Raw genomic sequence first — 26,702 nt, forward strand, 5'->3', positions numbered from 1 at the left:
AAATAGATGCAAAATATCACTTAAACGAGTGATTTGATTTGATTTTGTTACAGATTGAATAAGAGGGTTATGATTGGGTATAAGTGCTTTAATTGCTCGCGCAATAATTTCTTAGCATTGTTTTTCTGAACTTTCACCGTATTGATGCTTATTGACAATTCTTTTGCTATTTCTCCATTATCCAATTGTTCAAGATAGGCTAGCTTAAATATTTCCCCGCACTTGGTCGGTAATTTATTAATGGCCTCAATTATTTCGCGATATATTTCGACTCTTACGATGGCATGAAACAAGTTAGAATCATATTCTTCCGATTCCTCAATCATAATGTTTTCTATTACCTCTGAGTGTAGTGCATTTTTCTTCAGTTCATTTATGCATGCATTCCGTATCGATTTATACAACGTGTGTTTAAGGTGCTCTTCGCTAAGGTGGATTGTAGTGTTATTGAGCATATTCATAAAAACATTTTGGACAATGTCTTCAGATATCTCTTTATTTTTCAAAAAAGAAAATGCGAAGTAACATAGAGTTTGATAGTAACGTCTGAAGAAATCTTCAAAATATTTTTTATCTCGTATAGAAATATTATCTGAAGCAGGCATCTTGCAAAAATCTAATTATCAATTATTCGATTGAGCAAAAATACAAAAAAATGCCTTATTATTGAGATACGATGATGTTATTCACTTATTTTCTATATAAAATGATATCAGCAAGATTAGTAACTTATGCGGACATTACTAAAATAGGTTATTCAATTGTTGTATAACACAATCAAGATTTAGTTAATAATAAATTATCTTAGGCGTTATTGCGATAGGTTGAGGGCGTTCGTGCTGTCAATTCATGTCACTTACCCAACAATCCCTTACACACATACCATCTAAATTATAACAATTACCTCCCTTTTGATGGCCTGAGCGTAACAAGAAAGCTGAAGATGAAAAGGGAATCAGGTGGAAAACCTTGGCAAACGCGCTGCTGTAAACTCTACTGAAGTCTTTGAACAAAACTCAATATTACTGTTCATAATCAGAATGGGGAGGCTGTTATAAAGATAGGGTAAGTCCGAAAACCTGTTAGAATAGAGGACGTATTGCATTACTTGTTGATACCCCCTCTTTTCTATATAGGAAGAACCTCTTATATTTTTTAGCAATCTATACTTTATAGCATTTAGCAATGTTACCCTCTTTTTTTCTCTTGTGTTGTTTTGCACAATCACCTTTATAAGAATGTTGAGCTTTTCCTGTACTAAGTTATCCACAAGAAATCCATGGAAAAAGGTAATTTCTATTTGTGAATAGAAGAATGTTATTATTGTGGGCTCAGGTAACAAACGAATAACAAAAACAGTAAAAGCATATTAAAAAGATATACGGATCAGATTCAAATAATCGACCGTTTTTATGAGAATCTCATCTTTTATTGTTTAATATATTTAAGTCTTTGATTAGGAACTTAGCAATAATCTCCATTGAACTTGGTATGTATACTAAAAAAGAATTATCTTTACACTAGATATTGTTTAGACAAATTTTTATCATTTTTTGTTACTCGATATCTAAGGTTTGATATTAAAGCGTTATATATCAGATGATAACAAACTCATGGGGCTGACTGGCTTTGACAGCGAGATGAAATGGTTTGTAAGCATGCAGTGCATAGTCGGCTGGCACTATAATCTCAGACGTCACAAATTTAACTGGCAATAACAATTACGCTCTTGCTGCTTAATCGAAGTATAGTAGATATAGCTTAATCCTTGCACAGGTGTAAGGACAAGACATCACCCGGAAGCTGTGGCTTCGAAGCGTACCGATAAGGTGGTGCAGGCAAATCGGAGATAGGATAGGAGAGGCTTCGGCTTTTATCTGAAATAAAGAAGCTAAGGTTTAGATTGGTGGCTTCGGTCTTGTCTATTCCCTACAATTAAAGCGAAGATAAGCATGTAGAAAGCAAATTAGTTCCTTGTTTGGACGAGGGTTCAATTCCCTCCAGCTCCACAAAGAGAATAAGTAAAATGAAGTAAAATCCTGAAATTCATTGAATTTCAGGATTTTTATTTTCTGCAAAGTGGTAAAAAACGGCAAATTCGGGGATAGTTCACTGACAAATTCGGGGACAGTCGTAAATCCGAAAAAGTGTCCCCGATTTTGATTGTAATATATTCATTTTGTAGAATTTACCCGAATCTAAAACCTGCCCGTAACAGTTGAATCTCATACTTTTAAAATCAATAAATCATCAAAAAAATTAAAAGTTATGAGCAGAAAAACCTTCAAGACCTTGTTCCTTGTAAAACCATCCAGAATCTCTAAAAAAGGAGAAAGCCCGGTCTTTATGCGTATAACCGTTGGAGGACAGCGTATAGAGACAACTATTGGAAAATCCAGTGAGCGTTGCCCCCTCGTGCCAGTCTAAATTGACCCCATGTACCAAAATATGTTTGACCCTTTTCGCCAAAATAAAAATGTCCCCTGTCGGAATATAAACCAACAGGGGATTTTTATGTAATTTAGATTTACCCTCCTGGTCGATGGGTTAAAACTAAAATTACTATGACAACAAAATTAGCAAACATTCTTCATTGCTATGCAATGGGGATGGGTATAAAAGGTATCAGCGCGACCTTTGAGCTATCCCGTAACACAGTGCGCAAGTATGTGCGTTTGTTTCAAGAGAGTGGTATGCCAATGGAGCAGCTTCAGTCCATGCCGGCGAAGCGCCTTGAGGAGATGTTTGGAAGCAGCGGTGAGAGGGAACGTACCCCTTCAGTGCGTCAGTTGGAACTGGAGGCGCTCTTACCTGAGTATGCCGCAAGACTTACACGCAAAGGAGTGACAGTAAAATCTTTGTATGAAGAGTACCGGCGAGAGCATCCGGGTGGATTCCGTCATGCAAGTTTCGGCGCGTACATACAACGTTATCGGCTTGTATCACGTCCGGTGGGTCACGTTGAGCATTACGCCGCAGACCAGCTGTATATTGATTTTGCGGGCGACCGTCTAGAGGTTGTTGATGAGCAAACAGGCGAAGTCAGATCCGTTGAAGTTTTTGTAGCCATCCTTCCTTGTAGCCACTATACCTACTGTGAGGCAGTCTGGTCGCAGAAGAAAGAAGACCTTATAAAAGCATGTGAGAATGCACTACACTTCTATGAGGGTGTGCCCTTTGCAATCGTCCCTGACAATTTGAAGTCGGCGGTAACTCGGAGCAATCGCAATGAGCCGGTTATTAACGAAGACTTTGCCGCTTTTGCCGAGCATTATGGTTGTAGTGTATATCCGGCACGTGTCAGGCACCCAAAAGACAAAGCCCTTGTAGAGAACGCTGTAAAACTGATGTACAAGTCTGTTTATACCGATCTCGAAGGTCTGATGTTCCATGATTTGGAATCACTCAATGCCTGCATTATCCAATCTCTAAGTCGTTTCAACGAGAGAAAACTTACCGGACGCAATCAGTCTCGCAGGCAGTTGTTTGAAGAGGTAGAAAAAGACTATCTACGAACTTTACCCTCTGTGCGGTATCAGATGAAGGAACGCAAATCTGTGACCGTGATGCGTAATAGCTATGTAACTCTCAAGAAGCATCATTACAGCGTGCCAAAGGAATATGTAGGCAAGCGTGTCGATATTGTTTACGATGCTGATACTCTCGATATCTTCTATGGCCTGCGGCTGGTAACAACCCACCAGCGTGATGACACTCCCTATGGCTACACTCGGAAGGAGGCACACAATCTTCCCGGTAGGCATGGTAGCTACGAAAAGGATCTGGACGAGGTTTTTGAACGAGCTACTCAGATAGATAATATCGTCTTGCTTTATCTCAAGGATGTAGCATCGCAGAAGAAATATATGCCTCAGGCCTTCCGCTCATGCAGAGGTATCCTAGCCTTGGAAAAGACCTTCGGACAGGACAGGCTTGTGGCGGCATGCGCCTGTGCTTCATTGATGCGCGTTTACGGATATCAAGATGTTATCGGTATCCTGAACCGGGGCGATGATGCAGACTTTCTGCCACAGGCTGATCAGGACTCGGACACCAACTTATCACTTCCGCACCACAAGAACATCCGTGGACGTGAATACTTCTCAAAATCAACAACAAAAACTAACAACAACAATGGAAACAAATAATAAAACCGCACCCGTTACTCAGGAGAAAGACCAAAATATCATTTCTCTGGATCTGATGAACCGTATGAAGCTGCATGGTATGGCTGCCGCCTTTAAGGAAAGCCTGCAGTCCACCGTTGCCGAGTCTATGACTGCTGACGGCTTCCTCTCATTACTATTGGCTCGTGAATGGGACTATCGTTCGGATGCCTCCATACAACGCCTGATTCGAGGGGCCGGCTTTCGATACAAGGCTTATCTTGAGAATATAGACTATACCATCAATCGAAGTCTCGACCGCAACCATATAGAACGGCTCTCGTCGCTTGACTTTATCCGTCAAGGAAAGAATCTGTTCATTACCGGTTCATCCGGAACCGGCAAAAGTTATATTGCAACAGCCATTGGGTATCAGGCGTGTAAGAACGGAATACGAACTAACTATGCCAATGCATCCAAACTTATGGGAGCGCTAAAAGTTGCAAAGACAAAGGGGATCTTCGAGGCCGAACTCAAGAAAATAGAACGATGTCAGTTACTTATACTTGATGATCTCTTTCTTGTTCCTCTTGACGCTAAAGAACGTTCAATATTGCTTGACATCATCGAAGATCGTCATGAGCGCAAATCTATCATTGTGACCTCACAATTACCGGTTGCCAACTGGTATGATGCAATAGGAGAACCAACAGTCGCTGATGCCATTCTTGACCGCATCGTCCACTCGGCGCATCAGATAGAACTTACCGGTGAGAGTGTGAGAAAAATGAAGGTAGACAAAAACAAGTAAATCTAAAATAAAAATGACCCCGTCGACCAGGATAATTTAGGGGTAATCATAAAGTTTTTTCAGGGGTCAATTTAGATTTGGCACGAGGGGGCAACGCTCACTGGATTTTCCAGTATTTATCGAATAGCGGCAGACCGGTGAGCCGATTGAAAATATCGATACTTATTTTATTCTCTTCCTGCTGTATTTTCAGTGTCAGCATGTTGTCTATCAACTCCTCTTTCAGGTAAGCGGGTAATGTGGCGAAAGCTTCGTTAAAACGGTTGATAAAGCTTTTTACATCCGCATTGTCAGCAATGGTCTGTTTTACATCTTCGGCAGACAGAGATGAATAGGGAGTACCGTCATTGGCAAATAGCTGAGCCCGTAGCGTAGGGAAAGCTGCCCAATAGTTTGCCAAAGCATCAATTTCGGCATTGGGAATGCCTCCGAACATAGAGGCGTATATATCCCATGATTCTGCTTCGGCCGATGAATCCACATAACGGGGTATATTCAGGTTGTACCCGTTTTCGCGTATGGTTTTGCGAGACACCTTGCGGGAAAACTTAGGAATATCGCTGCGGTTGATAATTGCATCGGCTATCTTTTTGATATCGCAAGCACGCAGTTTATTATTTTTTCCTTCTTTTACAAAGCCTTTGGAGGCATCTATTATTAATACATCTTCATCGGCACGTTGTTGCCTCAGTACCATGATGATGGTAGGAATGCCTGTTCCGAAAAAGATATTGGAGGGTAGCCCTATGATGGCATCAATATTATTGTATTCTATTAGGTTCTTCCTGATCTTTTCTTCTTCTCCACCCCGGAACAACACTCCGTGAGGCAGTACGATAGTCATTATGCCATCCGGTTTAACATGGAACAGGTCGTGAAGAAGAAATGCGTAGTCTGCTTTGGCCTTTGGAGCCAGTCCGTACCGGGAATAACGGGCATCCGCTTCTTTGTTCGAAGGGTCCCAGTTTTGCGAATAGGGCGGATTGGACACTACTGCATCCACATATAGTGGGCTGTAGGTTCTTTCCTTGTCGGTTTCGTCAAAATATGGCCAATCATCTTCCAGTGTATCCCCGTTACGGGCTTTTATATTGTCGGGCAGAATATCGCGCATAACGAGATTCATACGGGTCAGGTTATAGGTATTCTCTTTGAGTTCCTGGGCGTAGTATAGTATATTGTCTTTATTGCTGATATGTTTGGCAACGGAGCGACCGATATTGATGAGTAATGATCCTGAGCCACTTGTCGGGTCATAAATTTCTATTTTGTCTCTATCTTTCAGATAATGGGCAACAATCTCCGACATTAAAACAGATACTTCGTGTGGAGTATAAAATTCTCCTGCCTTTTTCCCGGCATTTGCCGCAAAGTTGCTGATAAGATACTCATAGATAAATCCTAATACATCGTAATCCTGACTACCGTCTGTAGGGATATCTTTAATCAATTGGATAAGTTGGCTAATGGCTTTGGTTTGGGATCCGGCACTTTCACCCAATTTGCTCAGACCTGTTTGCAACGTATCGAAGATTTTTGCAAAGACGGGTTTGTGCGTTTCGTTTATTAAACGATTGAATGCCGAAATAGCATCGCGCACATCAGAAACATCGAAATCCCTACCTTTCTTCAACCAGGTAGAAAATAAATTGTTGTATGAAATAAAATAACCTAATTGCTGCTGACAGTAACGCACCGTTTCTTCATCGTCTTCCTTCAATTCGGGAAAATCTTCCTGCGTCCAATCACTTTTTCTTAACAGACTTTCTTCTTTATCGGATAGAAATTTATAGAAGATGAAACCAAGAATATAATCTTTATAATCATTGGCTTCTATCTTTGACCGCATTTTATTTGCCGAAGCCCATATCTTTGATGCAAGTTGTTGCTTATTCATATTTTATTGGTTACGCTTATTAATCCGCTCTCATTGCGTCAATATTCAATAGCTGGCTACTGTTCTGTTTCTTCATAACATTATACATCTATTGACATAAAGTGCAAATTTAACGAATGTTTATGGCATTTCTTCGATGAGGATGAGAATTATTTATTCAATCTGTACATACTGTTAAATACCCTAATGAATTCTAAGAAAAGGGAAACTTCCATAATCATATGAGTTAAATATCAGTTTCCTATGGGCAACCTGTAATAGGTGATTAGTAATAAAAGAAGTGGACTACAATACTTATAACACGTAAGATCTCTTTGACCTTATAATTAAAAATAGCCTCCATTTTGTTACTCAGCCTAATGTCATTTATAAATTTATGAATAAATAATATTACTGAGCTATCTCCCAATTCGGGATATTTTCAGTAAAAAACTTTTCTGAGAGAGTGTGTAATCGAAGAGTATACATCTCTTGAGGTTATAATCAAAGCTCTCCTCAAATAAAATATGGTTGTTACATTCTTTTTAACGGTTATAATAGTGTCTTTAACCCCGTTACCTAGTATTTCAATAACGATAGTTATCTTATTCATATTTGTCATGTTGTTATTCGCAAATATTTTATTTTTGTTAAAATATATGTATGGATATCAATCAATTGTTATTAAATTTGTTATTTCTGATTCTTAAGTTTAAGATATGTTACATGTTATAATTAAAGAATAATTTATATGGGATACACATTAAAACTTGACATCTATTATTTTACTTTGAAGAAAATAAAAGAAGAAACTACACGGAGGATTCGTGGCGAAGAAAGAGTAGCATATCTTACAGAAAAAGATGAATGTATACTTAAAGACTTCGTTAATACTTTATCTATTGAAGAAATAGATGAAGCAAATTATATGAAAGTTTTTTTAGAAGATTTTATAAACGGTTTTAATTCTTCATTCAAGCCAAATAAGAATAATACTCAAGCAATGAGTGTTACAACAGATCAGTTTAAAGGTTATGATTCTAACGACTATACGGTATGGGGGATATTCAAAGGTGGTGCTACAGGTATAGAATATGATATATATCAATCTAGTAATGCAACTATACCTACAAGTAAAGTTGCTGGAGATAGTGTAACGTCACTTTATTATTTTTACAAAATATGGATGCCAATTGATTCTAATGTAGGTATTTTAATGGTGCAGAGTTATACAAATACAGGCTGTACGACTTTATTTAAAGAACAACTTAGTAGCTATTTTATAGCTAAGGGTTACAAAGCTGAGTGGAGCAAATGTATTCCTGATGAATATATAGACAGATTCTTGAAAGATGGATACATTAGCGAAATACAAGTAGTTCATCGTAATAGAGATACAAACAGACCTTTAAACCCTGTTTTTAATCCATTTACACATGCAAAAAGGAGATCTATCTTCAGCCGATTTAAAATACCTTTTAAAGATTTTATATCAGTTGTAAACTATAAGAATGTATTAAAATCTCAAATAAAGGCAATTGATACAGATTATGATGAAACTCAAGACAAAGTAAAACTTTTCTATGTAGATTCAGAAGGTAAAAGAGCTAATGCAACATTAGCAAATATAGATAGTATATTGCCGACAATTACATTGGATGATTCGCTGAAAGAGGACAATTCTCAGTTGCCAAAATGGGATGATCTTCATCAATATACCAAAGGAATGTTGAATGATATTAAAAGGCAGATATCATATACACCTAAATTAAGATGACATTCATATTTAAACAAATATATAGGATAATTAAAGATGGAATAAAATCGCTACTGTACGATATTGACGGAAATAAAAGGTCAAAATTTCAAGTATATTTAGGATTTATTTTTGTCCCAATTGTAATATGCATAATTACGGTTTGGAAGGAAATAAGTTTGAAAGATATAATAGATACATTATTGACTGTATTAAGCATATTCACTGCATTAATATTTGGTGTATTATTTACAGTTCCTGATAAATTATCTCAACGGATAGAAAGATTTAAAAACAAGACTGATAATAGTACTAAAAATTATTTGATACGCTTTAGTAATTTTACGCGAAGTTTCGTGCAGCAAATTACGTTTATCATCATTATTTGTATTGCTTTGATTATTTTGCTTGTCCTTCAAAAAGTAGTTAATGATAATATCATAAAACTTACTTTGACAACTATAAGTTTGGTATTATTTTATGATTTGGTAATGTTTATTTTAGTAACCTTATCAAATATTTACATTCTTCTAATGGACGATATTGATATGAGTAAAAAAGATTTACCTAAATAATGGAAATACCACAAAGTTTATAGAAATATAATTTAAGGTATTGCCATATATAGTTACCATAATTTATAGCTATGTAGGATTTTAGTAATGAATGGATTGATAGCAATTGATAGCATTAATCCCTGTCATTTTTTATCTCATATTAATTTTTATCTCATATTTAATATTTTAATAAAATTTACTATAGTATTTATTATCTTTGTATTCTATCATTAATAGATATTATAGTATGTATTTGTTGTATAATTTTGATATTGATTCAGTAGAAGATATTCAGAAAGTTTTAGCACAAAATCTTCAAAATCGTCGCTTAGAAAAAGGGTTATCAAGAAATACCCTTTCTGAGATAAGTGGTATCCCTGCTGCTACGATTGCTAAATTTGAGCAGAAATATACGATTTCTTTAGCTTCGTATATAGCTTTAACCAAGGCTTTAGGTTATGCTAAAGATATCAAAGAGCTCTTGTCTCAACCTATCTACAATACGATGGAAGAGCTTGAACTTATAAACCAGAATAAACGGCGAAAAAGAGGACGGCGGAATGAAACAGGTAAATAAATTATCAGTTCAATACAGAGAGCAGAAGGTTGGTGAGTTAATGATGACTCCGGATAATCGGCTATGCGCATTTCAATATGATAAGAGTTGGCTATTATCCGGGTTTTCTATATCTCCTATAGAACTACCTTTAAAATCAGACTTGTTTATTGCCAAACCAGAACCATTCTGGGGTAATTTCGGCATATTTGAAGATAGTCTTCCAGATGGATACGGACGCTATTTACTGAATAGATTGCTGAAAAATCAAGGAATAGATGACAGTACACTTACCCCGCTTCAGCGGTTGAGTATTGTAGGGACATCCGGTATGGGAGCCTTATCCTATATACCTGAATCTTTAGTTGGAAAAGAAAAAACTTTACCTGAATTGGACTATTTGCAACAGCTGGCTCTTGATATCTTGTCAGAAAAGACGGATGATGGTGCAGATGTACTCTATTTTAATAGCGGGAACTCGGGAGGTTGTCGACCGAAATGTTTATACCGGGATGAAGAGGGAGCCTGGTTAGTGAAATTCCGGAATACATATGACCCCAAGAACATGGGGGAAATGGAATTCCGTTATAATGAAATAGCCCGTATGTGCGGTATTGAAGTATCAGACTTCAAACTTCTGCAAGGAAAATATTTTGCAAGCAAGCGGTTTGATCTGGAGAATGATAAACGTTTACATATTGCTACTGCAGGAGCTTTGCTCAACGAGTCTATTCACAATCCTAAATTAGACTATAAAATATTACTTCATTTAACCGGTTTTCTGACACAGAATCCGGAACAAGTAGATGAAATGTTCCGTCGGATGGTTTTTAATGTCCTTACGGATAATAAAGACGACCATGCTAAAAATTTCAGTTTTATCTGTCGTGCAGGGAAATGGTCTTTGTCACCCGCATACGACTTAACCCTAAGCCGGGAAGGGTATAATGGAGAGCATGCTACCTCTGTAAACAATAGTGGTTCTCCTATAATAGAGGATATGCTGATCGTTGGAGAGAGTATTCGCATCCCTCGTAAAAAAGGAATGGAAATCATTGATTTTATAGCAAATAAATGTGAGTCGATTTTATCCCAAAGATTTAGCCGTTCTTAAGCAGAAAATAACAAGAAAATCCACAATTTTTTGCTGTAAAAGAGCTTTATCTGTAGCCCTCAAAATACAGTTCCCTCCGAAAAAAAGGAGTGCTTTTCAAATTATTGTCTATAATCTGCTGAAAAACAATGTTCTAAAAGTTTTGTTTTGTTCACAGAAATATATATATTTGTAATTGTATGATGTTCAGTTAGTTTTGCGGAATCAGGCACTGCTAAATTCGGGGACAGTCAAAATTTCAGAATTTTAAAATATTCATTTATAGGGGGGATAGAGTAGGGGATACGTTCCCTCCAGCTCCACAAAGAGAATAAGTAAAATGAAGTAAAATCCTGAAATTCATTGAATTTCAGGATTTTTATTTTCTACAAAGTGGTAAAAAACGGCTCCCTTACATTTTGGGCGAAATATGTTTTTCTAATAAGAATTCCGTTCTCCGAACAGCAATATTTACTCGTATTTCTGGCTTCTTGTTACGGCAAACGGGAATGATTTATTTACGGTTTTCCGAAATTTCCGTCCAATAGGTAGCCATTCGCCGCTGAACATTTTGATAGTATTCCCTACGATAGACTCCACGTAATTAAGATTGATAACATATCCTCGGTGAATACGAATAAAATCGTTACTCATAATATAATTGTGTGTTTCGGACATGGAAATAGATACTAATTGCGAAAAAACAAATAGCTGATAGTCGGATATTTAAACTTGATAAAAGCATTCATTCCGTACACTATTATTGATTTTTTTTAACATGTCCGGGAGAAAATGTAAAACATAATGGCGGAAATCTATAAAATCTATATAAAATTTTAAAGATAACTTGCAATTGCAAATAGAATTCAATTATATAATGAAAATCAGACAGAAAACAGCATTGAGATCTATATTTTATCTTCTGATAATATGATAGTTGCGTGTATTTATGCAAAATATAAAATGTAACTATACAATATCCGGTTAATAATAGCCGCCTGTAGAAGATACAGTTTTTTTGTTAAAAAAAATAAAAACAGGAGATAATCCGTTAGAAACTATAATGACGAAATGATAATCGAAGCAGACGGGAAGACAAATAATGGAGGCGTATATAAGCTTTTGTAATATAACAACAAAGATTACAAATCCGGAAAACGGCGACAACGCCTGTAAGAAATTATATAAACAAAATGGATTAATAGGATAAATAATATCCAACCTTATTACAAACTTACATCCATACCCGATACAAAAGGTGTATGGAAGAATTGCTGCATTTTTTATAATTTTAAAAAAAATGATGTGACTAAAACAAATGCTTTACAGAAAATCGTAACAAACAAACGAATTATGAAACTGAAATTTAAAAGACTAATAACAACATTCGTCTTCCTTATCTGCTTGTCCGTGACCATTAATGCACAGGTAACCGTGGGTGCAGATAAAGAACCAATCAAGGGCGCACTGCTCGACCTGAAAAGTGATGATTCATCTACAAACGGCGGACCGACCACAGGACTCACCTCCGGTTCCGGAGGCGGGCTGCTGTTGCCGCGTGTCAATCTTGTAGATGCAAGCAAGCTACTGCCTTTCATTACAGATGCAGAAATTACTGCAAATCCCAATCTGAAAGAAAAACTGACCGGACTGCTGGTTTACAACCTTTCTACCACAAACGATTTCGACGAGGGGCAATATATCTGGGACGGAGCCACTTGGGTAAAGGTACAGGATTCCAATAGCCCAAAATGGTTCTACATGCCGTCGTTCAATCTAGATGTTTCGACAGTCGGCACCCAGAGCGTAAATCTTTATAACGAATATGTGAATCAATTCACCAAAAGTGACAGTAACGACATTCAGTTCGTGTCTTCCAATAGTGCACTCACTCAGGTACAGCCGAAGATTTATAGTAGTAGTGAGCTCGACTATATAGTTACGGCATATTCTCCTTCAGACGTATTGAAAATTACAGATATCGATGCGTCTGGGGAAATGACTTACGAGATACTTTCCACCAATATCCCGGAAAGTAGCTATATCAATGTCATTTTTGTGGTAAAATAGCGATTAGCAACGGTCGGTAGTCTACTGGTAAATCTTTGATTCTGCCATCTGCTTACTGCTTACCACTCTAAAATATTGAATTATGACAAATCAAAACAACAAAACTACATATACTGTTTTCAAAATTTCACTGCTTACCTTGCTGTGCACCGTATGTAGTTTCAGCTCCGTACTGCATGCTCAGGATGCGCTGACGGTAAAATGGGGCGACGGTACCATCTGGACGAACGTCGATTCCCTGCCTACGCCTCACCAGGCAGAGATGAACAATAAGTCGGGTAATGTGCAGATGCAGATCACGGCTGATTTTGCATTACCGGGCTCTGTGAAAACGCGCGAGATAATGGTCGATATTCCGCGCGGGTATATGATAAAGGAATACTCCGTCAAATCGGGCACCGACGCTATCGATGGTGTCACACAGCTCAGCCTTCCGGGTGACAGACAAAGCATGATAGCGAGTAGTTTACTGACTGCCAGAGACGGTACACCTTTCGCCGATCAGGTAATTACGGGATACACCACCTATAGAGATAGGAGTCCGTACAATACTAACACAAAAGAGGAGAATATCCGCCCTTACGATGGCAAGGTGGTTTATACATTCAACTCCAATTGCGACCGTATTGTCCTCACCCTTACCCTGGCCATCGATATGCCGCTCGTACCGCATACCGACCCGGCTCTGGCCACAGGCTCTATAGAAGTCTCTTATGATGCAACTCTGTTTACCAGCCATACCTTACCGGATATTACAGTGGATATGATAAGCGGTACATCTGAACTTTCCAACCATGTAAAAGCGCACATAAGCCAGCTTGTCATTCCCTATATTGCAACTACCAGCATTTCAGGCGCCAATAACGGGCACTCCGGAAAGGTAGAGGGCGTCGTTGATTCTACAGACCCTAACAAGGGAACTGCCGATTTCAATACAGGATGGACTTTTTCGAGTTACAACTCGGGCATGGGACTTGAGACACCCTATGTCGACGAAGTCGTTATCACTATTCCCTACAGAGAAGGGGTTACTTACAAGGGTTTTAATATCAGTCGGGTATGGCTATTGAACCCGGGTACTTCTACCGAGGGTTCGTTCAACAACGGGCATATTAAAGTAAGCAACAATACCGCCGCACACGAAATAACCTTTACTTTCAGCAAAGGTCAATGGGCACATGCCAGTACAGGTACAGCCCTGGAGATATTCTGGACGGCAGAAATAGACGGGGTAAACAACAAATGGGATGTACCCATCGATTTTACACCCCGTACATCCATTACTACCGGCTCACTGGTTGGCGACGGCACACAATATACCTATTCTATGGTGGTTGCAGATAGTGATACTAAGCTTAAAAATGCCGTAAACACATACCGTACACCTGTGCGTCCGCAAATCGACATTAGCCTGACCGGGCAGAATTTAGTCAGGCGCGACCTGAATGAGGATCAAGACTTTCCCTACGACTGGGCTGTAGGAAAGTTCAGTATAGCGAATAATGGGCCGACTGTAGCGGAAAACATGAAATATGAGTTTACTTTCCCAGCCTCGCCACAGGTACGGGGAGTAAAGATACCCTGCGGGGGAAGTAACACGACGGACTATAACGTAAGCGCTACAGGCCTTACCAGCGCTGGTAGGACTGTGAACTATACCGGAACCATGCAAGGATATGTATACGGTTCGGCAAGGATTACTCCTGTAATGCTGGGGCTGGCGGATAATGAATACCTGGTCAACCTGACTATTGTACAGGAAACATTACAGGTAGCCAACTTCACAAACAATCGTACCACCGGACAAACTGTATATTACGGAAAGTTTATAAACGGGCAAGAAGGGGATGTAACGCTGACGATAAGCTCCGACACCCCCGACGGTGTGATGAGTAATCTGCCACAGACCGCTACCAGCCATACCAGTATCGGCTGGACAACATCCGGGATGGGAACAATAGAGGTTTCCGCATCCCATGAGGGATATCCTTCGATGGAAACATATACCCTGCCGGCCGGCGATCAGAAAGGAGGATCTTTCTTTCCCGGCGATCCTATATATTTTGATGTCAACTCCAACACCGGCGATTCCTGGTCAAACAGCATGCACTCTAATGAGATCACAGACCCTACGTTCTATATAAATTTGCCTGAAGGGATAGGCCTCGACCCTGCCTCGTTGCAGGTACTTTCGGCGGCAGGCAGGAATGGCCCTGTTTTTGTTCCCGCATCGGTAACGGGAACACCGAAAACCCAAATTGTCGATGGCATACGATGGACAAGCTACCGCATACAGGTCAACAACAAGTACGATATTATAGCCCGCAATGCACAAAACGAAGATTATACAGGAACTTTATCCGACCGTTACGGAGGCCAGAATTACTTTACCTTGCGCTTTATGGCTTATGTCAGCCTCGCTTCGGCGGCCTATCCCTCCGTTTCTATGGCGGATATAGTAAATATCGATCTCGGTCGGTCTGCCCTTACCGCCAGCACAAGCGGGTTTACGGGACCCGACGTAAATAACTGGACAGGAAAAACCTCCTCCTACGGAATAGCGATAGCCGGGAATGTGAACAACATTAGCCCCGGAATACCGGTGGTGCAAGATCCGGGACTGAATGTATCGTTGGGTATACGTGTATTTATTGATAATAACGCTGATGGTAATAATGATAATACAGAGGACTTTTATTCCTACAATGGTACCGACGTTTCTATAGCAACCGTAACCGGCGACCACGATGCCGAAATCCGTATAGGGTATGAGAATACTTCCGCCGATGTTTATTATCCGGGGTCGGAAATCTATCTGCCCATACCAAAGATAGGCATCAATTATGATCATTTATTCTATAATACGGTGCTGCAGGATGCGCATTTATCGGAACCAGGCCTGGCCCCTCATGAGCCCGAATGGACGGCCATACTGGAGGAAGAAGTGGTGCTCCCCGGCTTCACCACCTACTACAGTATAGATACGGGAGCTATCACCGAATTCACCGAGGGAGGTATAGATGACAGCTGGGTTCCGGTAAAGCCGCAGTGGGATACATATACCAACTTGTTGGCTGCCGGACACACTCTGGAAGAGGTTACCATGTTGAAGTTCATCGCCTCGCAAGATATCGCCAAGGTGGGCGATTCCGGCAGCAAGGGAGAAACCACTTTCCGCATCTCGTTGGAGGATGGCTCCGTACTGGGCACCCTGAATTTCTGGCGCAGCTACCAGAAAGGCTGGCGTGAAGCAGATGGCTCAGGTACATGGCTTTACGGCTCGGTAATAGCAGCCGAGACAGCTATGGCCGGGGTATTAGGCAAATTTTTCTACGACGAGAACCGCAATGGGAAACTGGATGCAGGCGAAGACAATAGCACATTTTTATCTCAGTTTACAGGTTCCTATAAGACAATGCTTCTGGGTACGGGAATAATCGGCAGCCCCGAAATGGAAATAGTCGGCGACGGCACTTTCCGCAGTGTGGCCGGCAACTTGTACTACTTCCTGCGGGAGGGTAATTACACAGTTAGGATCACCAACAGCGACCCTTCAAAGTGGCATATCACTGATGTTACACCCGGCACCCGCTCCGAATTAGTGAACAATACGCCTGTTTGGGTCAATGATATCCCGCAGAGACAGATAGAACCCGATAATACACAGGCTGTCTTCACTTTCACGGTCGATGAAAACAGCATAAACCTGCAACTGGTCGGTATCGGTATCAAAGCCCCACCTAAAGTTATCCCTATAAACCCTCATATCAGGCTTCGGCTAGACAGATAAGGGGCAGGTATAACAAGCTGTTGAAAGGCTGCTAAGAGAAGTGAAGACTCTGGTACTGAAGGTATAAATTCCGTCTTGTTATAGTAAACCAAGTAAGTAAGATAGTATTTCATCGTATACTCCCTATGACCCCAGTGGTATAGGGAGTATATATTTTACTGCCAAAAGAATAATAAAGTGAATGCGAATTGGTAATTGAAAACTTTATCTATGTAGTAAGCTATTAGCCGTTAGCTCTTTGAAAGAATGGTATAGTAAATTTGTGAATAAGCGGATGAGCAGATTAGCAAATGAATGAAATGTTCGCATTGTAAAAGACAGTTTTCTGTGAAAACGGGTACAATGTAAGGGAAAATTAAAAATTACTTCTGTACCAAATGCCAAGCGTAAGACATTAGAGCCAATCATACAAAAAGTTGTAAAAAATGGAACCCATATAATGACAGATGAATGGGCGGCTTACCTATTATTGTATAAGAACTATACCCGCGAATTTCTCCAGGTACATATTCTTTATGCAATTATATAAGGCTGTATATTATATAGAGAATTTTCTTCCCGATCACCATAGATCTTAAACTGATGCTTATCAGTTTCACTAATTTAAGATGCAAAATATATATTGTTTCTGTAAATTAGATCTTTACGGGAGCTTTTTCTTCTTGACAGTCAGTAAACAAGAGGAGGGGAATACATTGAGTATTCCCCTGTGGCCTAGTGAAGTTGCCTTGATCAAATTTGGGTATATTTATTCAGCAGTAGCTTCTACATATTCTTTACCTTCATCGTCCAGTATCACAACTTTGATACTTTGGTCTGCCTTTGAAGATAGAGTTACTCTTGTAAGTTTCTTGTCAGCATTGTATCCGAGGGCTGAAACATCATACGATTCGGTATACCCTTTTATCGCTGCCTGAACTTTCTCGTTTAAATCTTCCAATTTTACTTCTACATATCCGTCATCGTTTGTCTGGCTAATCGCAACTGTTGCGTTATTTTCACTTGACGAACTTTGTACATTTGCAAAAGCTGATGTTCCAAAAACTATCGCAATGGCCAACATCATTAATTTCATTTTTTTCATCTCTTTAATTTTTTAATTATTATTATGAGCATCAAAATGTGTAAACTTCAGTTACGTTATTAAATAAACAATAGTTATGCCAAAAAGATATGTACTTGATTTGTGTATTGTAACTGGTTGATTATTATTGTTTTGGTTTTATGGAGCTCTACTTTGGTTAAATGGTGATAATGTGGAACTGTGGAAAAAATACACACATAGAACTGTGGAAAACCAAATAGAATAGTTATTTGTTCGTTTTATATATAGTACACATAGAAAAATAAGAAGATGCTGGAAACTCCCGAAAAGAATATAAGATTTAAAGCCGTATTAATATATGTAATTGTTGCTGTTATTTGCAGTGGAATGCTTATCTATATCTACAAAATGGGAGATGATATTGATGACCAAAAAAGGAATATTGAACAATACTATCGAGAACTCTCCTTTTTGAATAAATTGATTAATGCGGTAAACGTATCCCAGTCGGAACTAAATCTCTATGTATCTACAAAGCAAACAAAGCATTTCCGCCTTTTCAATGAAAGCCTGAATACAGTGGAACAATTGATGGATTCCCTAAGCTATGTGAATCCTCTGCAAAACGAGAAACTACAACAAATTAATTGGCTTTTGATTAAAAAGGGTAAGATCGTATCAAATCTGAATCGCCAGTTTAGCAATAAGAATCCTATAGAATCGATTAATGAAATTCTAAAAGACATGGACCCGGTCGTTAAAAGAGACACCGTCTTAGTCACCACAACAGTACAGGATACTATAATCCATTCAGGTTCTAAAAAGGGGTTTTGGAAAAAATTGTCGGAATTGTTTTCTCCGTCTAAAGGTACGGATACAGTAACGGCAATTACTACGTCTAAGCTGGATACATTAACCTTGCCCAAAAGCGATACCCTGCATATCGTATCTGAAGTTACGGAGATCGCAGAGCAGGCCAAAGATGACTATGTAAATAGGATCATTACCATCGAAAGGAATTTAAACAATCTTATTGTAGCAGATCAGGAAATATCTTCTGAAATCACAACGTTACTAATTGAATTATATAGTCAGACTGTCCAAACCCGGTTAGATGAGATACAAAATACAGAACAATTGATCCGCAATAATAATACCTATTCTATTATTAGCAGTGCTGTCGCCCTTATTTTGATCTTCATCTTTATATTGCTTATAATAAGTGATGTAAACAAAAGTTACAGGCTGCGCCAGAATGTAGAAAGGGCGAATGTAAGGATCAAGCAAATAATGGATAGTCGTCATAGATTACTGCTGTCTGTTTCACATGATATTAAAACACCTCTTAATTCTATTCTCGGAACTTTGGAACTGAAAGAAACGGCAAAGCAATTCCTGCCTTATCAAGTCCGGACGATGAAAGATTCTGGAAAATATATCTTAGCCCTTTTAGCTAACTTACTCGAATTTTCGAGTATCGAACAAGGCACATCCAGTATATCCAATCGTAACTTCAATTTATATGACCTATGTAAAGAGACTGTGGACATGTTCGTTCCTCTTGCTAATCAGAAAAGCCTCACGATATCTCATTTGTTCGATTTTGATAAGAATCTGGTATTGTCATCGGATTCTCTGAAGATTAAGCAAATACTTATAAATATCCTGTCTAATTCGATTAAATATACGATAGAAGGCTCCATCAGGTTCGATGTAAAATATTCTGATTCCAGGCTATATTGTATGATAGAAGATACAGGCGTAGGAATTCCTCAAAACCGGATCGATGATATATTCCGGCCATTTAGCCGGATAGATGAAAGCTCTCATCTGTCGGAAGGTTCAGGTTTTGGGATGTATGTTGTTAAAGGTCTGGTCGATTTATTTCAGGGGAACATAAAGGTCGCTTCGGCAGAAGGAAAAGGAACCAGAACCGAAGTATCCATCCCTGTAAGTAAGGGTATTGTGACTGAAGCTTTCATCCCTAAAAAAATATTAGCGATAGACGATGATATATATTATCTGGCAATTATCCGCGATATGTTGTTGGCTTTAGGCCATATCCCTTCCACATGCAATAATATCAGTGAGTTCGAAAACATGATATTGGGAATAGACCAATATGATGAGATACTGACTGATATGGAAATGGAGGAATTTAGTGGCCTTGATGTTTTAAGCCGGATGAAATACAATAGGGCAGATATACCGGTTACGATAATCACGGCACGGGAAGATATTAACTATGATGATTTCCTCAAACTTGGGTTTAAAGCCTATCTGAAAAAGCCTGTAGAAATTAGTGATCTGAAGCTGTTGCTGGGAGGAAAGTCTACGTATTTCGGTTCGCTCGGCGAAATCCTGGAGGAAGATCCCGAAGCATTACGTGAGGTTCTGCTTTCATTCGTACAATCTACAACAGAGAATGTCGCCGGCCTTCGCTCTGCATTGCTCGATAGTGATTTCAAAAGGGTCCAGTTTATTACTCATAAGATGCAGCCGATGTTTATACAGGTTGGTGCGGCCGGAAAGCTGGATATATTTAAGAAGATAGATTCCCGGCGGTCCGGAGAGGATCAGGTATATCCCGGATGGGAAGATGATATACTCGAACTGATTGAGTATGCAGAACAGATAACAGCCCGGACGGACGACTATTTAAGATCTCACTAAATTAAATATCCATGCCATATTGATGCATCTTGTTGTAAAGGGTCTTCCTGTCTATATTGAGCAGGTTTGCGGCCTTGGTCTTGTTCCCTTTTGTTATTTTCAGAGCTTTAAGGATTTGTTCACGTTCATCTATGGGGGATAAAGAGATTTGTTCAGTCTGTGCCGGACTTTGAATAAATTCAGGCAAAAGATCAGGTGTAATCTCTGTCCCTTTTGCAAAAAGTACAGTCCTCCGTATCACATTTCTCAGTTCGCGTAAATTTCCGGGCCAGTGATATTGTTTCAATATATGCATGCTATCGTCCGAGAACTTTTCCACATTCCGTTCCAGTTCTTTATTCGCATCTGCCAAAAAGCTGTTTGCAAAAAGTACAATGTCTTCTTCCCGCTCGCGTAAAGGGGGGACTATCAGGGTAAATTCGTTTAGCCTGTGATATAAATCTTCCCGGAAACGTCCTTCTGATATCGCAGTTTCCAGGTTCTCATTCGTTGCAACGATCATTCTTACATTTACTTTTATGTCCGTGGCCGAGCCTACCGGACGTACCTTCCGTTCCTGTATGGCCCTTAATAACTGGACTTGTACCTCATATGACAGGTTTCCCACCTCGTCCAGAAAAACAGTGCCGCCTTCGGCCTGTTCAAATACACCTTTCTTATCAGCAATGGCAGAAGTAAAAGCCCCCTTCAGATGCCCGAACAATTCGCTCGGGGCTAACTCTCTGGATAAGCTACCGCAGTCCACGGCTATAAACGGAGCATGGTGCCTGTCGCTGCTGTCATGTATCATTCTTGCTGTGTATTCTTTTCCGGTTCCGCTTTCGCCCCTTATAAGCACGGATAGATGTGTCGGCGCAACCAGTTCGATATGCTCATACATTTTTTTAGATAAAGTGTTTTTGCCATATACGATATTTACGGTAGAGGCATTTTCTTTAGGGGCCTGGACCGGAATATGATTTAGGGCTTCATTTATCTTGGATTTCAGTATATCTGGATTTATGGGTTTCTCCATATAGTCGAATGCTCCTAACTTAATGGCGGCAACGGCGCTTTGGACCTCTCCATAGCTGGTCATTATAATAACCGGAGTACTTATTCCCTTCTCCTTGATCCATGTCAATAACATAATACCATCCCCATCGGGAAGCCTTAGGTCTGTCATGATCAATTTGAAATCTGTCTTTAGCAGATCCTTTCTGGCCTCATCTAAAGTAGACCTGACCAATGCTTCGAATCCGTTTTTACTAAACCATTTCTTTAGAAGTATTCCGAATGCACTATCGTCTTCAACAATTAAAACCTTTGAGTCCATATGATATTATATGATATAAAGCGAAGTTAATTCAAAATTATTCGTTTTCTCCCTTAGTGGAAAAGGTTTTATTTTAAATTAAGTAGTATTAAATATTTATCGACGCATTACAGGCTATAATGACGAATATTTATTGTTTCCTCCGCTTTTGCCCTAAACAGTCAACAGTTAACAACTCATAACTAAAAAAAGGTAACAGTCTTTTTTAGTCTTTGTGTCCTTTGTGCCCCCTTCGTGTACTTAGTGGTTAAAACTCTTTACCGCAAGGGACACAAAGGTTTACACAAAGAACACTATATAAAAGGTAACAAAAGTAACAGATATATCAGTTAACAGTAAACAGTCATCAGTAAACAGTATCGTGGTCTGTCATGCTGAGGGAAACGAAGCATCCCGTCAGAGAGTAGTTAACAACCTGTCTCTCGTATCTTTCTCCAAAAAGGTAACAGATATGTCAGTTAACAGTAAACAGTAAGCAGTAAACAGTGAACTAACTTGTAACTCGTAACTGCCCGCAGGGCGAAGAAATAACATTCGCCGAAGCGAAGGCGAGGCAAACTCGTAACTGCTTTAATCAATCTTTCAAAGAGCTCCGGCTATCAGCCAATATATAGATAAAGTTCCGGTAAAATATTTCACAGGATATGCAAAAAAATCTGCGGAGCATTCCGGCCCACAGATTTCAGCTTCACTCTGATACAATAAATAATGAATGCTGATGACACTCATAGCAGGTTGTATCTTTATGAGAACACCTCAACTACTGATTCGCATTAATTATTGGAATTAAAATTGGCAGGGTTAATGTTTATTTTAGTGTTTTAACCCAATTTTAACCCATTAATTAACCCTGTGATTCCAATATTTGAGCAAAAAAAGACAAGTGTCAAAAAAGAATTATAATTAATCTAAACGTGATATATACCTTAAATCTTCTTATTTATATATAATGTGTAAAATCTCACAAAATAGATCAATAAAAAAATCCATTTTTTCTTTTGAAAATTTGGCGGTTAGCTGTATTTTACTAGAGAGAGAGAGAGAGAGAGAGAGAGAGAGAGAGAGAGAGGAGAGAGAGAGAGAGAGAGAGAGAGAGAGAGAGAGAGAGAGAGAGAGAGAGAGAATGTAATTTAGATAAAAAAAGAATAAAAAACAACAGGACGGATATTTTAGATAATATTCACCTGTTACTTTTTAAATATAAAAGCCTTATTCCGGCGAACATCCTGTTCCCGGAATAAGGCTTTTTGCGTTGAAAACAATTAATAATTACCAGAAAACCTATTCCTGAAAGAATTTAATACTGAAAATAACCGAATCATGCTGATGTCCGAGCCATTTTCTATTCTTAGCCTTTTAAGTAATAATTATTAACATCTTAATTTATGAAAGACATTGTAAAGCTTCTTACAAAAAGGGTTACGATCTTTTGCCTGATACTTAGTTCTACTTCCATGCTGACACTAATAACAAAAGATACAGATAAAATAAGTACATAATCAGGAATGAATCAAAATCTTGTTAATCCGGAAAATAAAAAATAACAGGATAGTACCGGTATCTGCATTCTCCGGATTCCTGCTCTCAATAATACTATTTATACTTCCTAAAAATAGATAAACATGAAAAAGAACGTATTGACAGGTCCTCCTCCTGAATATAGACAGGGTTAGTTACTAACAGCCCTTGGAATGCGACGGGTGTATCCTCTGCAGCCCTTGTCCGGGCAATCTGCAAGTGTAATGATAAAAGACAAAAAAATATTCTATGAGAAAGCCATTCGTATATGGAAAAAGACAAAAAATAGCCAAGTATATTAATTCTTTAATTTAATTAATTATGAGTAAAAAAAAGCATGCATTAAATTGGAAGAGCAGAAAATGGAAAATCGGGCTGTGCCTGGTATCATTTGCGATGCTCTCTTCTGTTATGGGTACTAATAATACCTATGCGAAAAGTTCAGAAGCCCTATTGCAAACTAACGTTTTCCAGCAGGAAAAGAAAAGTGTAACGGGGATTGTAGTTGATGCTACAGGAGAACCTGTTATCGGTGCAACTATCAAAGAAAAAGGCACGCAAAACGGAACAATAACCGGAGTAAACGGTGATTTTACATTAGAGGTAAATACAAATGCGGTTCTGGAAATATCTTATCTTGGGTTTGTAACACAATCTGTAAGTGTAGCCAATACAAACAATATAAAGGTGGAGATGAAGGAGGACACGCAGTCTCTGGATGAAATTATAGTAACCGGTTTCGGTTTGTCCCAGAAGAAAGCGACTCTTACCGGAGCTATCTCGACTATCGGTTCCAAAGACATCGAAAGGTCGTCTGCCAGCACGGTTTCGGGAGCCTTGGTCGGAAAAATCCCGGGATTGAATACCCGCCAGACAGACGGACGTCCCGGAGGAAGCACTCAAATCAGCATCCGTAACATGGGTAATCCGCTGTATGTAATCGATGGTATCCAGTCCGACGGAGGGCAGTTTAACAACATCAACTTCAACGATATCGAGAGCATTTCGGTATTGAAAGATGCTTCCGCCTCTATTTACGGGGTGCGGGCAGCCAACGGGGTTGTCGTGGTAACAACCAAAAGAGGTAGAAGAAATACGAAGAATACCGTATCCGTTAACGGATATTACGGATGGCAAAGCAACTTTAAGTTTGCAGAACCTGCTGACGCAAAAACATATGTAACCAAGTATGTACAATCAGAAACCATGCTCATCTCGCAGGGCCGCATGAGAGAAGACCAACGCAGATATACCCGCGAAGAGTATGGCAAATGGATGGCAGGCACGGAGCCTGGATACCAGAGCTTCAACTGGCAGGATTATATCTGGGGTTCTGCACCGCAATCGTATGTGGATATGAATGTGAGCGGAGGGTCGGAAAAGTCAAATTATTATGTATCTGTCGGCCATCTGAACCAGGATGCGACTGTCCGCAACTATGGCGGATTTAAACGTACCAACGCCCAGATGAATCTGGATGTTCAGGTAACTGACAAGCTCAAAATAGGTGCAGGTTTTAACGGGCGTCTCGAGTCACGTGTCAATCCGGGTGTACCGGGAGGAGACGACTATTGGTTACCGCGTTTCGCCGTATTGAGAAACATACCGACAGTAGGTCCTTATGCTAACGGCAACCCTAATTATCCGCAGGTTACATCGGATGACAAGCAGGTGAATTTTGCTATTCTGAGTTACGACAAATCGGGTAAAATGACTGAGGACTGGCGTGTTATGCAGGTAAATGCCAATGCCGAGTACGAAATAATCAAGGGATTGAAAGCTAAGGCTTTGGTGAGCTACTATTACGCCAATAAATTGTTCAATAACCACGAATATACATACGACCTATTCAGGTATGACAAGCAAACCGACGAATATCTGGTGGACTATACCATGAATACGCCATACCGTGAACGTGTACATGAAGAAGTAACGGAAATGACGTCGAATGTCCAGTTGGCATACGAGAAAAAATTCGGACAACATTCATTGGATGCTGTTGCCGGATTGGAAACTATCAAGCGTAAAAATCCTCACACAAGGGTGGTGTCTACTCCTATTGCCAATAATATGGAAAATATTTACCTGAATGAGATAAAAGAGTTTACCGAATCGCTGGATCAGCCTCAGGCCCGGATGGGATGGGTTGGTAGAGTCAACTACAACTTCGCGGAAAAATATCTTGTGGAACTTTCCGGCCGTTACGATGGTTCATGGAAGTTTCCGCCTAACGACCGTTGGGGATTCTTCCCTTCAGCCTCTGTAGGTTGGAGAATCTCGGAAGAAGACTTCTGGAAAGAAAGCAAAATCTCCGGATTTTTCGATTATCTGAAAATTCGCGGTTCATATGGTCTGGTTGGTAATGATGATACCCCTAATTACAGTGCATTCGACTATATGTCAGGTTATAATTTTGACAGAGGAGGCGCTGTTCTCGACGGCCAGTATATTAAAGGCTCGGAAGCCCGCGGACTCCCTGTAAAAACCTTATCATGGCTGGAAGCGAAGATACTGGACGTCGGTTTTGATGCCGGATTCCTTAACAACCGGTTAAGAGCAGAGGTAAGCTACTTTAGCCGCATACAAACAGGCATTCCGGAACGTAGGTGGGATGTTGTAATTCCTTCCGAAGCAGGATTCGATGTACCGTACGAAAATCTGAACTCTAATGCACACAAAGGTGTAGACGGTATGATAAGCTGGCGCGACAATGTGAACGATTTCGCCTATAATGTCGGAGTTAATGCTACATACGCTCGCTTTTATGACTGGGAACGCTACGACGACCGCAGAGGAAACTCATGGGATAAATACCGGAACAGTATCGTAAAACGTTACGGATATCTGAACTGGGGATTAGAAGCCATCGGGCAGTTCCAAAGTTGGGAAGAAATAGCAGGTTATCCTATCGATAACGACCGCCAGGGAAACAGAACCGTTATGCCCGGTGATGTAAAATATAAGGACATGAATGGAGACGGAGTAATCAATGGTATGGACGAACGTCCGATAGGTTATCGCCAGGATGCAACTCCTGTATTCAACTATGGTATCAATCTGGGAGCAGCCTGGAAAGGCTTTGACTTTGCCGTCGACTTTTCCGGATCGTTATTCTCTACTTATTTTCAACAATGGGAGCAGGCGCGGGCTTTCCAGAACAACGGTAACAGCCCTCAATTCTTATTAGAAGACAGCTGGAGTTTATCTGATATATGGGATGCGAAAAGTCCGCTTATTCCCGGAAAATATCCGATGGCACTCAAAGACCGTAACGGAGATAATACCTATTGGGGAAGTACATTCTGGAAGAAAAATGTCAAGTATTTGAAATTAAGAAATCTGGAATTCGGATACACATTCCCTAAAAGTCTTGTCTCGAAAGTAAACATCAGCAGTCTGCGTTTATATGTAGCAGGAAGCAATTTGTTTGCCCTGAGCAATGTACAAGGTATTGATCCCGAGCAACAGGATGACAACGGTTTGGGATACCCTACCATGCGCGTAATTAATATAGGTGTAAATCTTAAGTTTTAAGA

General features: G+C 39.6%; 17 protein-coding genes, 1 other RNA gene, 1 pseudogene and 1 riboswitch. Of the genes and pseudogenes, 14 read left to right on the forward strand and 5 right to left on the reverse strand.

The features are described from left to right. Positions 1-47 precede the first annotated feature (47 nt). Entirely contained in the window at positions 48-605 is a 558-nt protein-coding gene (locus ACYQ3L_RS24730) for an RNA polymerase sigma factor (protein WP_380001424.1), read from the reverse strand. 290 nt (positions 606-895) lie between these two features. After that, positions 896-1,101, forward strand: a riboswitch (cobalamin riboswitch). A 514-nt stretch (positions 1,102-1,615) separates the two neighbouring features. Here ACYQ3L_RS24730 and ssrA point away from each other — a divergent pair. The 4 genes from ssrA to istB all read left to right on the forward strand — a co-directional run bounded on the left by ssrA (position 1,616) and on the right by istB (position 4,917). Beyond that, positions 1,616-2,012, forward strand: a transfer-messenger RNA (tmRNA) gene (ssrA, locus tag ACYQ3L_RS24735). 256 nt (positions 2,013-2,268) lie between these two features. Beyond that, on the forward strand, positions 2,269-2,427 hold the full coding sequence (locus ACYQ3L_RS24740) for a hypothetical protein (protein ID WP_380001426.1): 159 nt from the start codon (positions 2,269-2,271) through the stop codon (positions 2,425-2,427). Between the two features lie 137 nt (positions 2,428-2,564). Next, on the forward strand, positions 2,565-4,148 hold the full coding sequence (istA, locus tag ACYQ3L_RS24745) for an IS21 family transposase (RefSeq protein ID WP_380002093.1): 1,584 nt from the start codon (positions 2,565-2,567) through the stop codon (positions 4,146-4,148). After that, complete coding sequence (gene istB, locus ACYQ3L_RS24750) at positions 4,135-4,917, forward strand: IS21-like element helper ATPase IstB (RefSeq protein ID WP_459952321.1); 783 nt, start codon at positions 4,135-4,137, stop codon at positions 4,915-4,917. The genes istA and istB overlap by 14 nt, the downstream gene beginning before the upstream one ends. Before the next feature lie 97 nt (positions 4,918-5,014). Here istB and ACYQ3L_RS24755 read toward each other — a convergent pair whose 3' ends face one another. Next, a complete protein-coding gene (locus tag ACYQ3L_RS24755) occupies positions 5,015-6,814 on the reverse strand; it encodes a type I restriction-modification system subunit M (protein WP_379994202.1) in 1,800 nt (599 codons plus the stop codon). Positions 6,815-7,544: 730 nt separating this feature from the next. Between ACYQ3L_RS24755 and ACYQ3L_RS24760 the strand changes: the two genes are divergently transcribed. The 4 genes from ACYQ3L_RS24760 to ACYQ3L_RS24775 all read left to right on the forward strand — a co-directional run bounded on the left by ACYQ3L_RS24760 (position 7,545) and on the right by ACYQ3L_RS24775 (position 10,776). Continuing rightward, the gene (locus ACYQ3L_RS24760) at positions 7,545-8,570 is read left to right on the forward strand and encodes a hypothetical protein (protein ID WP_379994203.1); all 1,026 of its coding nucleotides are present in this window, start codon (positions 7,545-7,547) and stop codon (positions 8,568-8,570) included. Further along, positions 8,567-9,124: a hypothetical protein gene (locus ACYQ3L_RS24765; RefSeq protein WP_379994204.1), complete on the forward strand. Its 558-nt coding sequence runs from the start codon at positions 8,567-8,569 to the stop codon at positions 9,122-9,124. The genes ACYQ3L_RS24760 and ACYQ3L_RS24765 overlap by 4 nt, the downstream gene beginning before the upstream one ends. A 229-nt stretch (positions 9,125-9,353) precedes the next feature. Beyond that, entirely contained in the window at positions 9,354-9,683 is a 330-nt protein-coding gene (locus ACYQ3L_RS24770; RefSeq protein WP_379994205.1) for a helix-turn-helix domain-containing protein, read from the forward strand. Then, positions 9,667-10,776, forward strand: coding sequence for a type II toxin-antitoxin system HipA family toxin (locus tag ACYQ3L_RS24775; RefSeq protein ID WP_379994207.1), 1,110 nt, complete (start codon positions 9,667-9,669; stop codon positions 10,774-10,776). Before ACYQ3L_RS24770 ends, ACYQ3L_RS24775 begins: the two co-directional genes overlap by 17 nt. Before the next feature lie 450 nt (positions 10,777-11,226). Here ACYQ3L_RS24775 and ACYQ3L_RS24780 read toward each other — a convergent pair whose 3' ends face one another. Then, complete coding sequence (locus ACYQ3L_RS24780; RefSeq protein ID WP_379994208.1) at positions 11,227-11,433, reverse strand: LytTR family transcriptional regulator DNA-binding domain-containing protein; 207 nt, start codon at positions 11,431-11,433, stop codon at positions 11,227-11,229. 675 nt (positions 11,434-12,108) lie between these two features. On the opposite strand from ACYQ3L_RS24780, the gene ACYQ3L_RS24785 reads away from it, so the two are divergent. The 3 genes and pseudogenes from ACYQ3L_RS24785 to ACYQ3L_RS24795 all read left to right on the forward strand — a co-directional run. Continuing rightward, positions 12,109-12,825, forward strand: coding sequence for a hypothetical protein (locus tag ACYQ3L_RS24785; RefSeq protein WP_379994209.1), 717 nt, complete (start codon positions 12,109-12,111; stop codon positions 12,823-12,825). Positions 12,826-12,907: 82 nt separating this feature from the next. Continuing rightward, positions 12,908-16,615, forward strand: coding sequence for a hypothetical protein (locus tag ACYQ3L_RS24790; RefSeq protein WP_379994210.1), 3,708 nt, complete (start codon positions 12,908-12,910; stop codon positions 16,613-16,615). Positions 16,616-16,952: 337 nt separating this feature from the next. Further along, a pseudogene (locus ACYQ3L_RS24795) lies at positions 16,953-17,108 on the forward strand (transposase); the annotation flags it as partial. Between the two features lie 255 nt (positions 17,109-17,363). On the opposite strand, the gene ACYQ3L_RS24800 reads toward ACYQ3L_RS24795, so the two are convergent. Beyond that, positions 17,364-17,699, reverse strand: coding sequence for a hypothetical protein (locus ACYQ3L_RS24800; protein ID WP_379994211.1), 336 nt, complete (start codon positions 17,697-17,699; stop codon positions 17,364-17,366). 270 nt (positions 17,700-17,969) lie between these two features. Here ACYQ3L_RS24800 and ACYQ3L_RS24805 point away from each other — a divergent pair, with 270 nt between their 5' ends. Next, complete coding sequence (locus tag ACYQ3L_RS24805; protein ID WP_379994212.1) at positions 17,970-20,333, forward strand: hybrid sensor histidine kinase/response regulator; 2,364 nt, start codon at positions 17,970-17,972, stop codon at positions 20,331-20,333. A gap of 1 nt (position 20,334) precedes the next feature. Here the strand turns inward: ACYQ3L_RS24805 and ACYQ3L_RS24810 are convergent, their stop codons facing one another. Next, positions 20,335-21,648, reverse strand: coding sequence for a sigma-54-dependent transcriptional regulator (locus ACYQ3L_RS24810; RefSeq protein WP_379994213.1), 1,314 nt, complete (start codon positions 21,646-21,648; stop codon positions 20,335-20,337). A 1,006-nt stretch (positions 21,649-22,654) separates the two neighbouring features. On the opposite strand from ACYQ3L_RS24810, the gene ACYQ3L_RS24815 reads away from it, so the two are divergent. Together ACYQ3L_RS24815 and ACYQ3L_RS24820 are read left to right on the forward strand one after the other, a co-directional pair. After that, positions 22,655-22,777 carry a hypothetical protein gene (locus tag ACYQ3L_RS24815; protein WP_459952493.1) on the forward strand — a complete coding sequence of 41 codons (123 nt, stop codon included), beginning with the start codon at positions 22,655-22,657 and terminating at the stop codon, positions 22,775-22,777. A 710-nt stretch (positions 22,778-23,487) separates the two neighbouring features. Then, positions 23,488-26,700, forward strand: coding sequence for a SusC/RagA family TonB-linked outer membrane protein (locus ACYQ3L_RS24820; RefSeq protein ID WP_379996588.1), 3,213 nt, complete (start codon positions 23,488-23,490; stop codon positions 26,698-26,700). Positions 26,701-26,702: the final 2 nt, after the last annotated feature.

The sequence above is a fragment of the Dysgonomonas termitidis genome (assembly GCF_054657735.1).

What these genes read in the sequence shown, in the direction of transcription:
- ACYQ3L_RS24770 (WP_379994205.1), top strand. Translation starts at nt 9,354, where the DNA reads ATGTATTTGTTGTATAATTTTGATATTGATTCAGTAGAAGATATTCAG.
- ACYQ3L_RS24780 (WP_379994208.1), bottom strand. Translation starts at nt 11,433, where the DNA reads ATGTCCGAAACACACAATTATATTATGAGTAACGATTTTATTCGTATT.
- ACYQ3L_RS24790 (WP_379994210.1), top strand. Translation starts at nt 12,908, where the DNA reads ATGACAAATCAAAACAACAAAACTACATATACTGTTTTCAAAATTTCA.
- ACYQ3L_RS24730 (WP_380001424.1), bottom strand. Translation starts at nt 605, where the DNA reads ATGCCTGCTTCAGATAATATTTCTATACGAGATAAAAAATATTTTGAA.
- istA (WP_380002093.1), top strand. Translation starts at nt 2,565, where the DNA reads ATGACAACAAAATTAGCAAACATTCTTCATTGCTATGCAATGGGGATG.
- istB (WP_459952321.1), top strand. Translation starts at nt 4,135, where the DNA reads ATGGAAACAAATAATAAAACCGCACCCGTTACTCAGGAGAAAGACCAA.
- ACYQ3L_RS24765 (WP_379994204.1), top strand. Translation starts at nt 8,567, where the DNA reads ATGACATTCATATTTAAACAAATATATAGGATAATTAAAGATGGAATA.
- ACYQ3L_RS24805 (WP_379994212.1), top strand. Translation starts at nt 17,970, where the DNA reads ATGCTGGAAACTCCCGAAAAGAATATAAGATTTAAAGCCGTATTAATA.
- ACYQ3L_RS24760 (WP_379994203.1), top strand. Translation starts at nt 7,545, where the DNA reads ATGGGATACACATTAAAACTTGACATCTATTATTTTACTTTGAAGAAA.
- ACYQ3L_RS24755 (WP_379994202.1), bottom strand. Translation starts at nt 6,814, where the DNA reads ATGAATAAGCAACAACTTGCATCAAAGATATGGGCTTCGGCAAATAAA.
- ACYQ3L_RS24785 (WP_379994209.1), top strand. Translation starts at nt 12,109, where the DNA reads ATGAAACTGAAATTTAAAAGACTAATAACAACATTCGTCTTCCTTATC.
- ACYQ3L_RS24810 (WP_379994213.1), bottom strand. Translation starts at nt 21,648, where the DNA reads ATGGACTCAAAGGTTTTAATTGTTGAAGACGATAGTGCATTCGGAATA.
- ACYQ3L_RS24800 (WP_379994211.1), bottom strand. Translation starts at nt 17,699, where the DNA reads ATGAAAAAAATGAAATTAATGATGTTGGCCATTGCGATAGTTTTTGGA.
- ACYQ3L_RS24820 (WP_379996588.1), top strand. Translation starts at nt 23,488, where the DNA reads ATGAGTAAAAAAAAGCATGCATTAAATTGGAAGAGCAGAAAATGGAAA.
- ACYQ3L_RS24740 (WP_380001426.1), top strand. Translation starts at nt 2,269, where the DNA reads ATGAGCAGAAAAACCTTCAAGACCTTGTTCCTTGTAAAACCATCCAGA.
- ACYQ3L_RS24775 (WP_379994207.1), top strand. Translation starts at nt 9,667, where the DNA reads ATGAAACAGGTAAATAAATTATCAGTTCAATACAGAGAGCAGAAGGTT.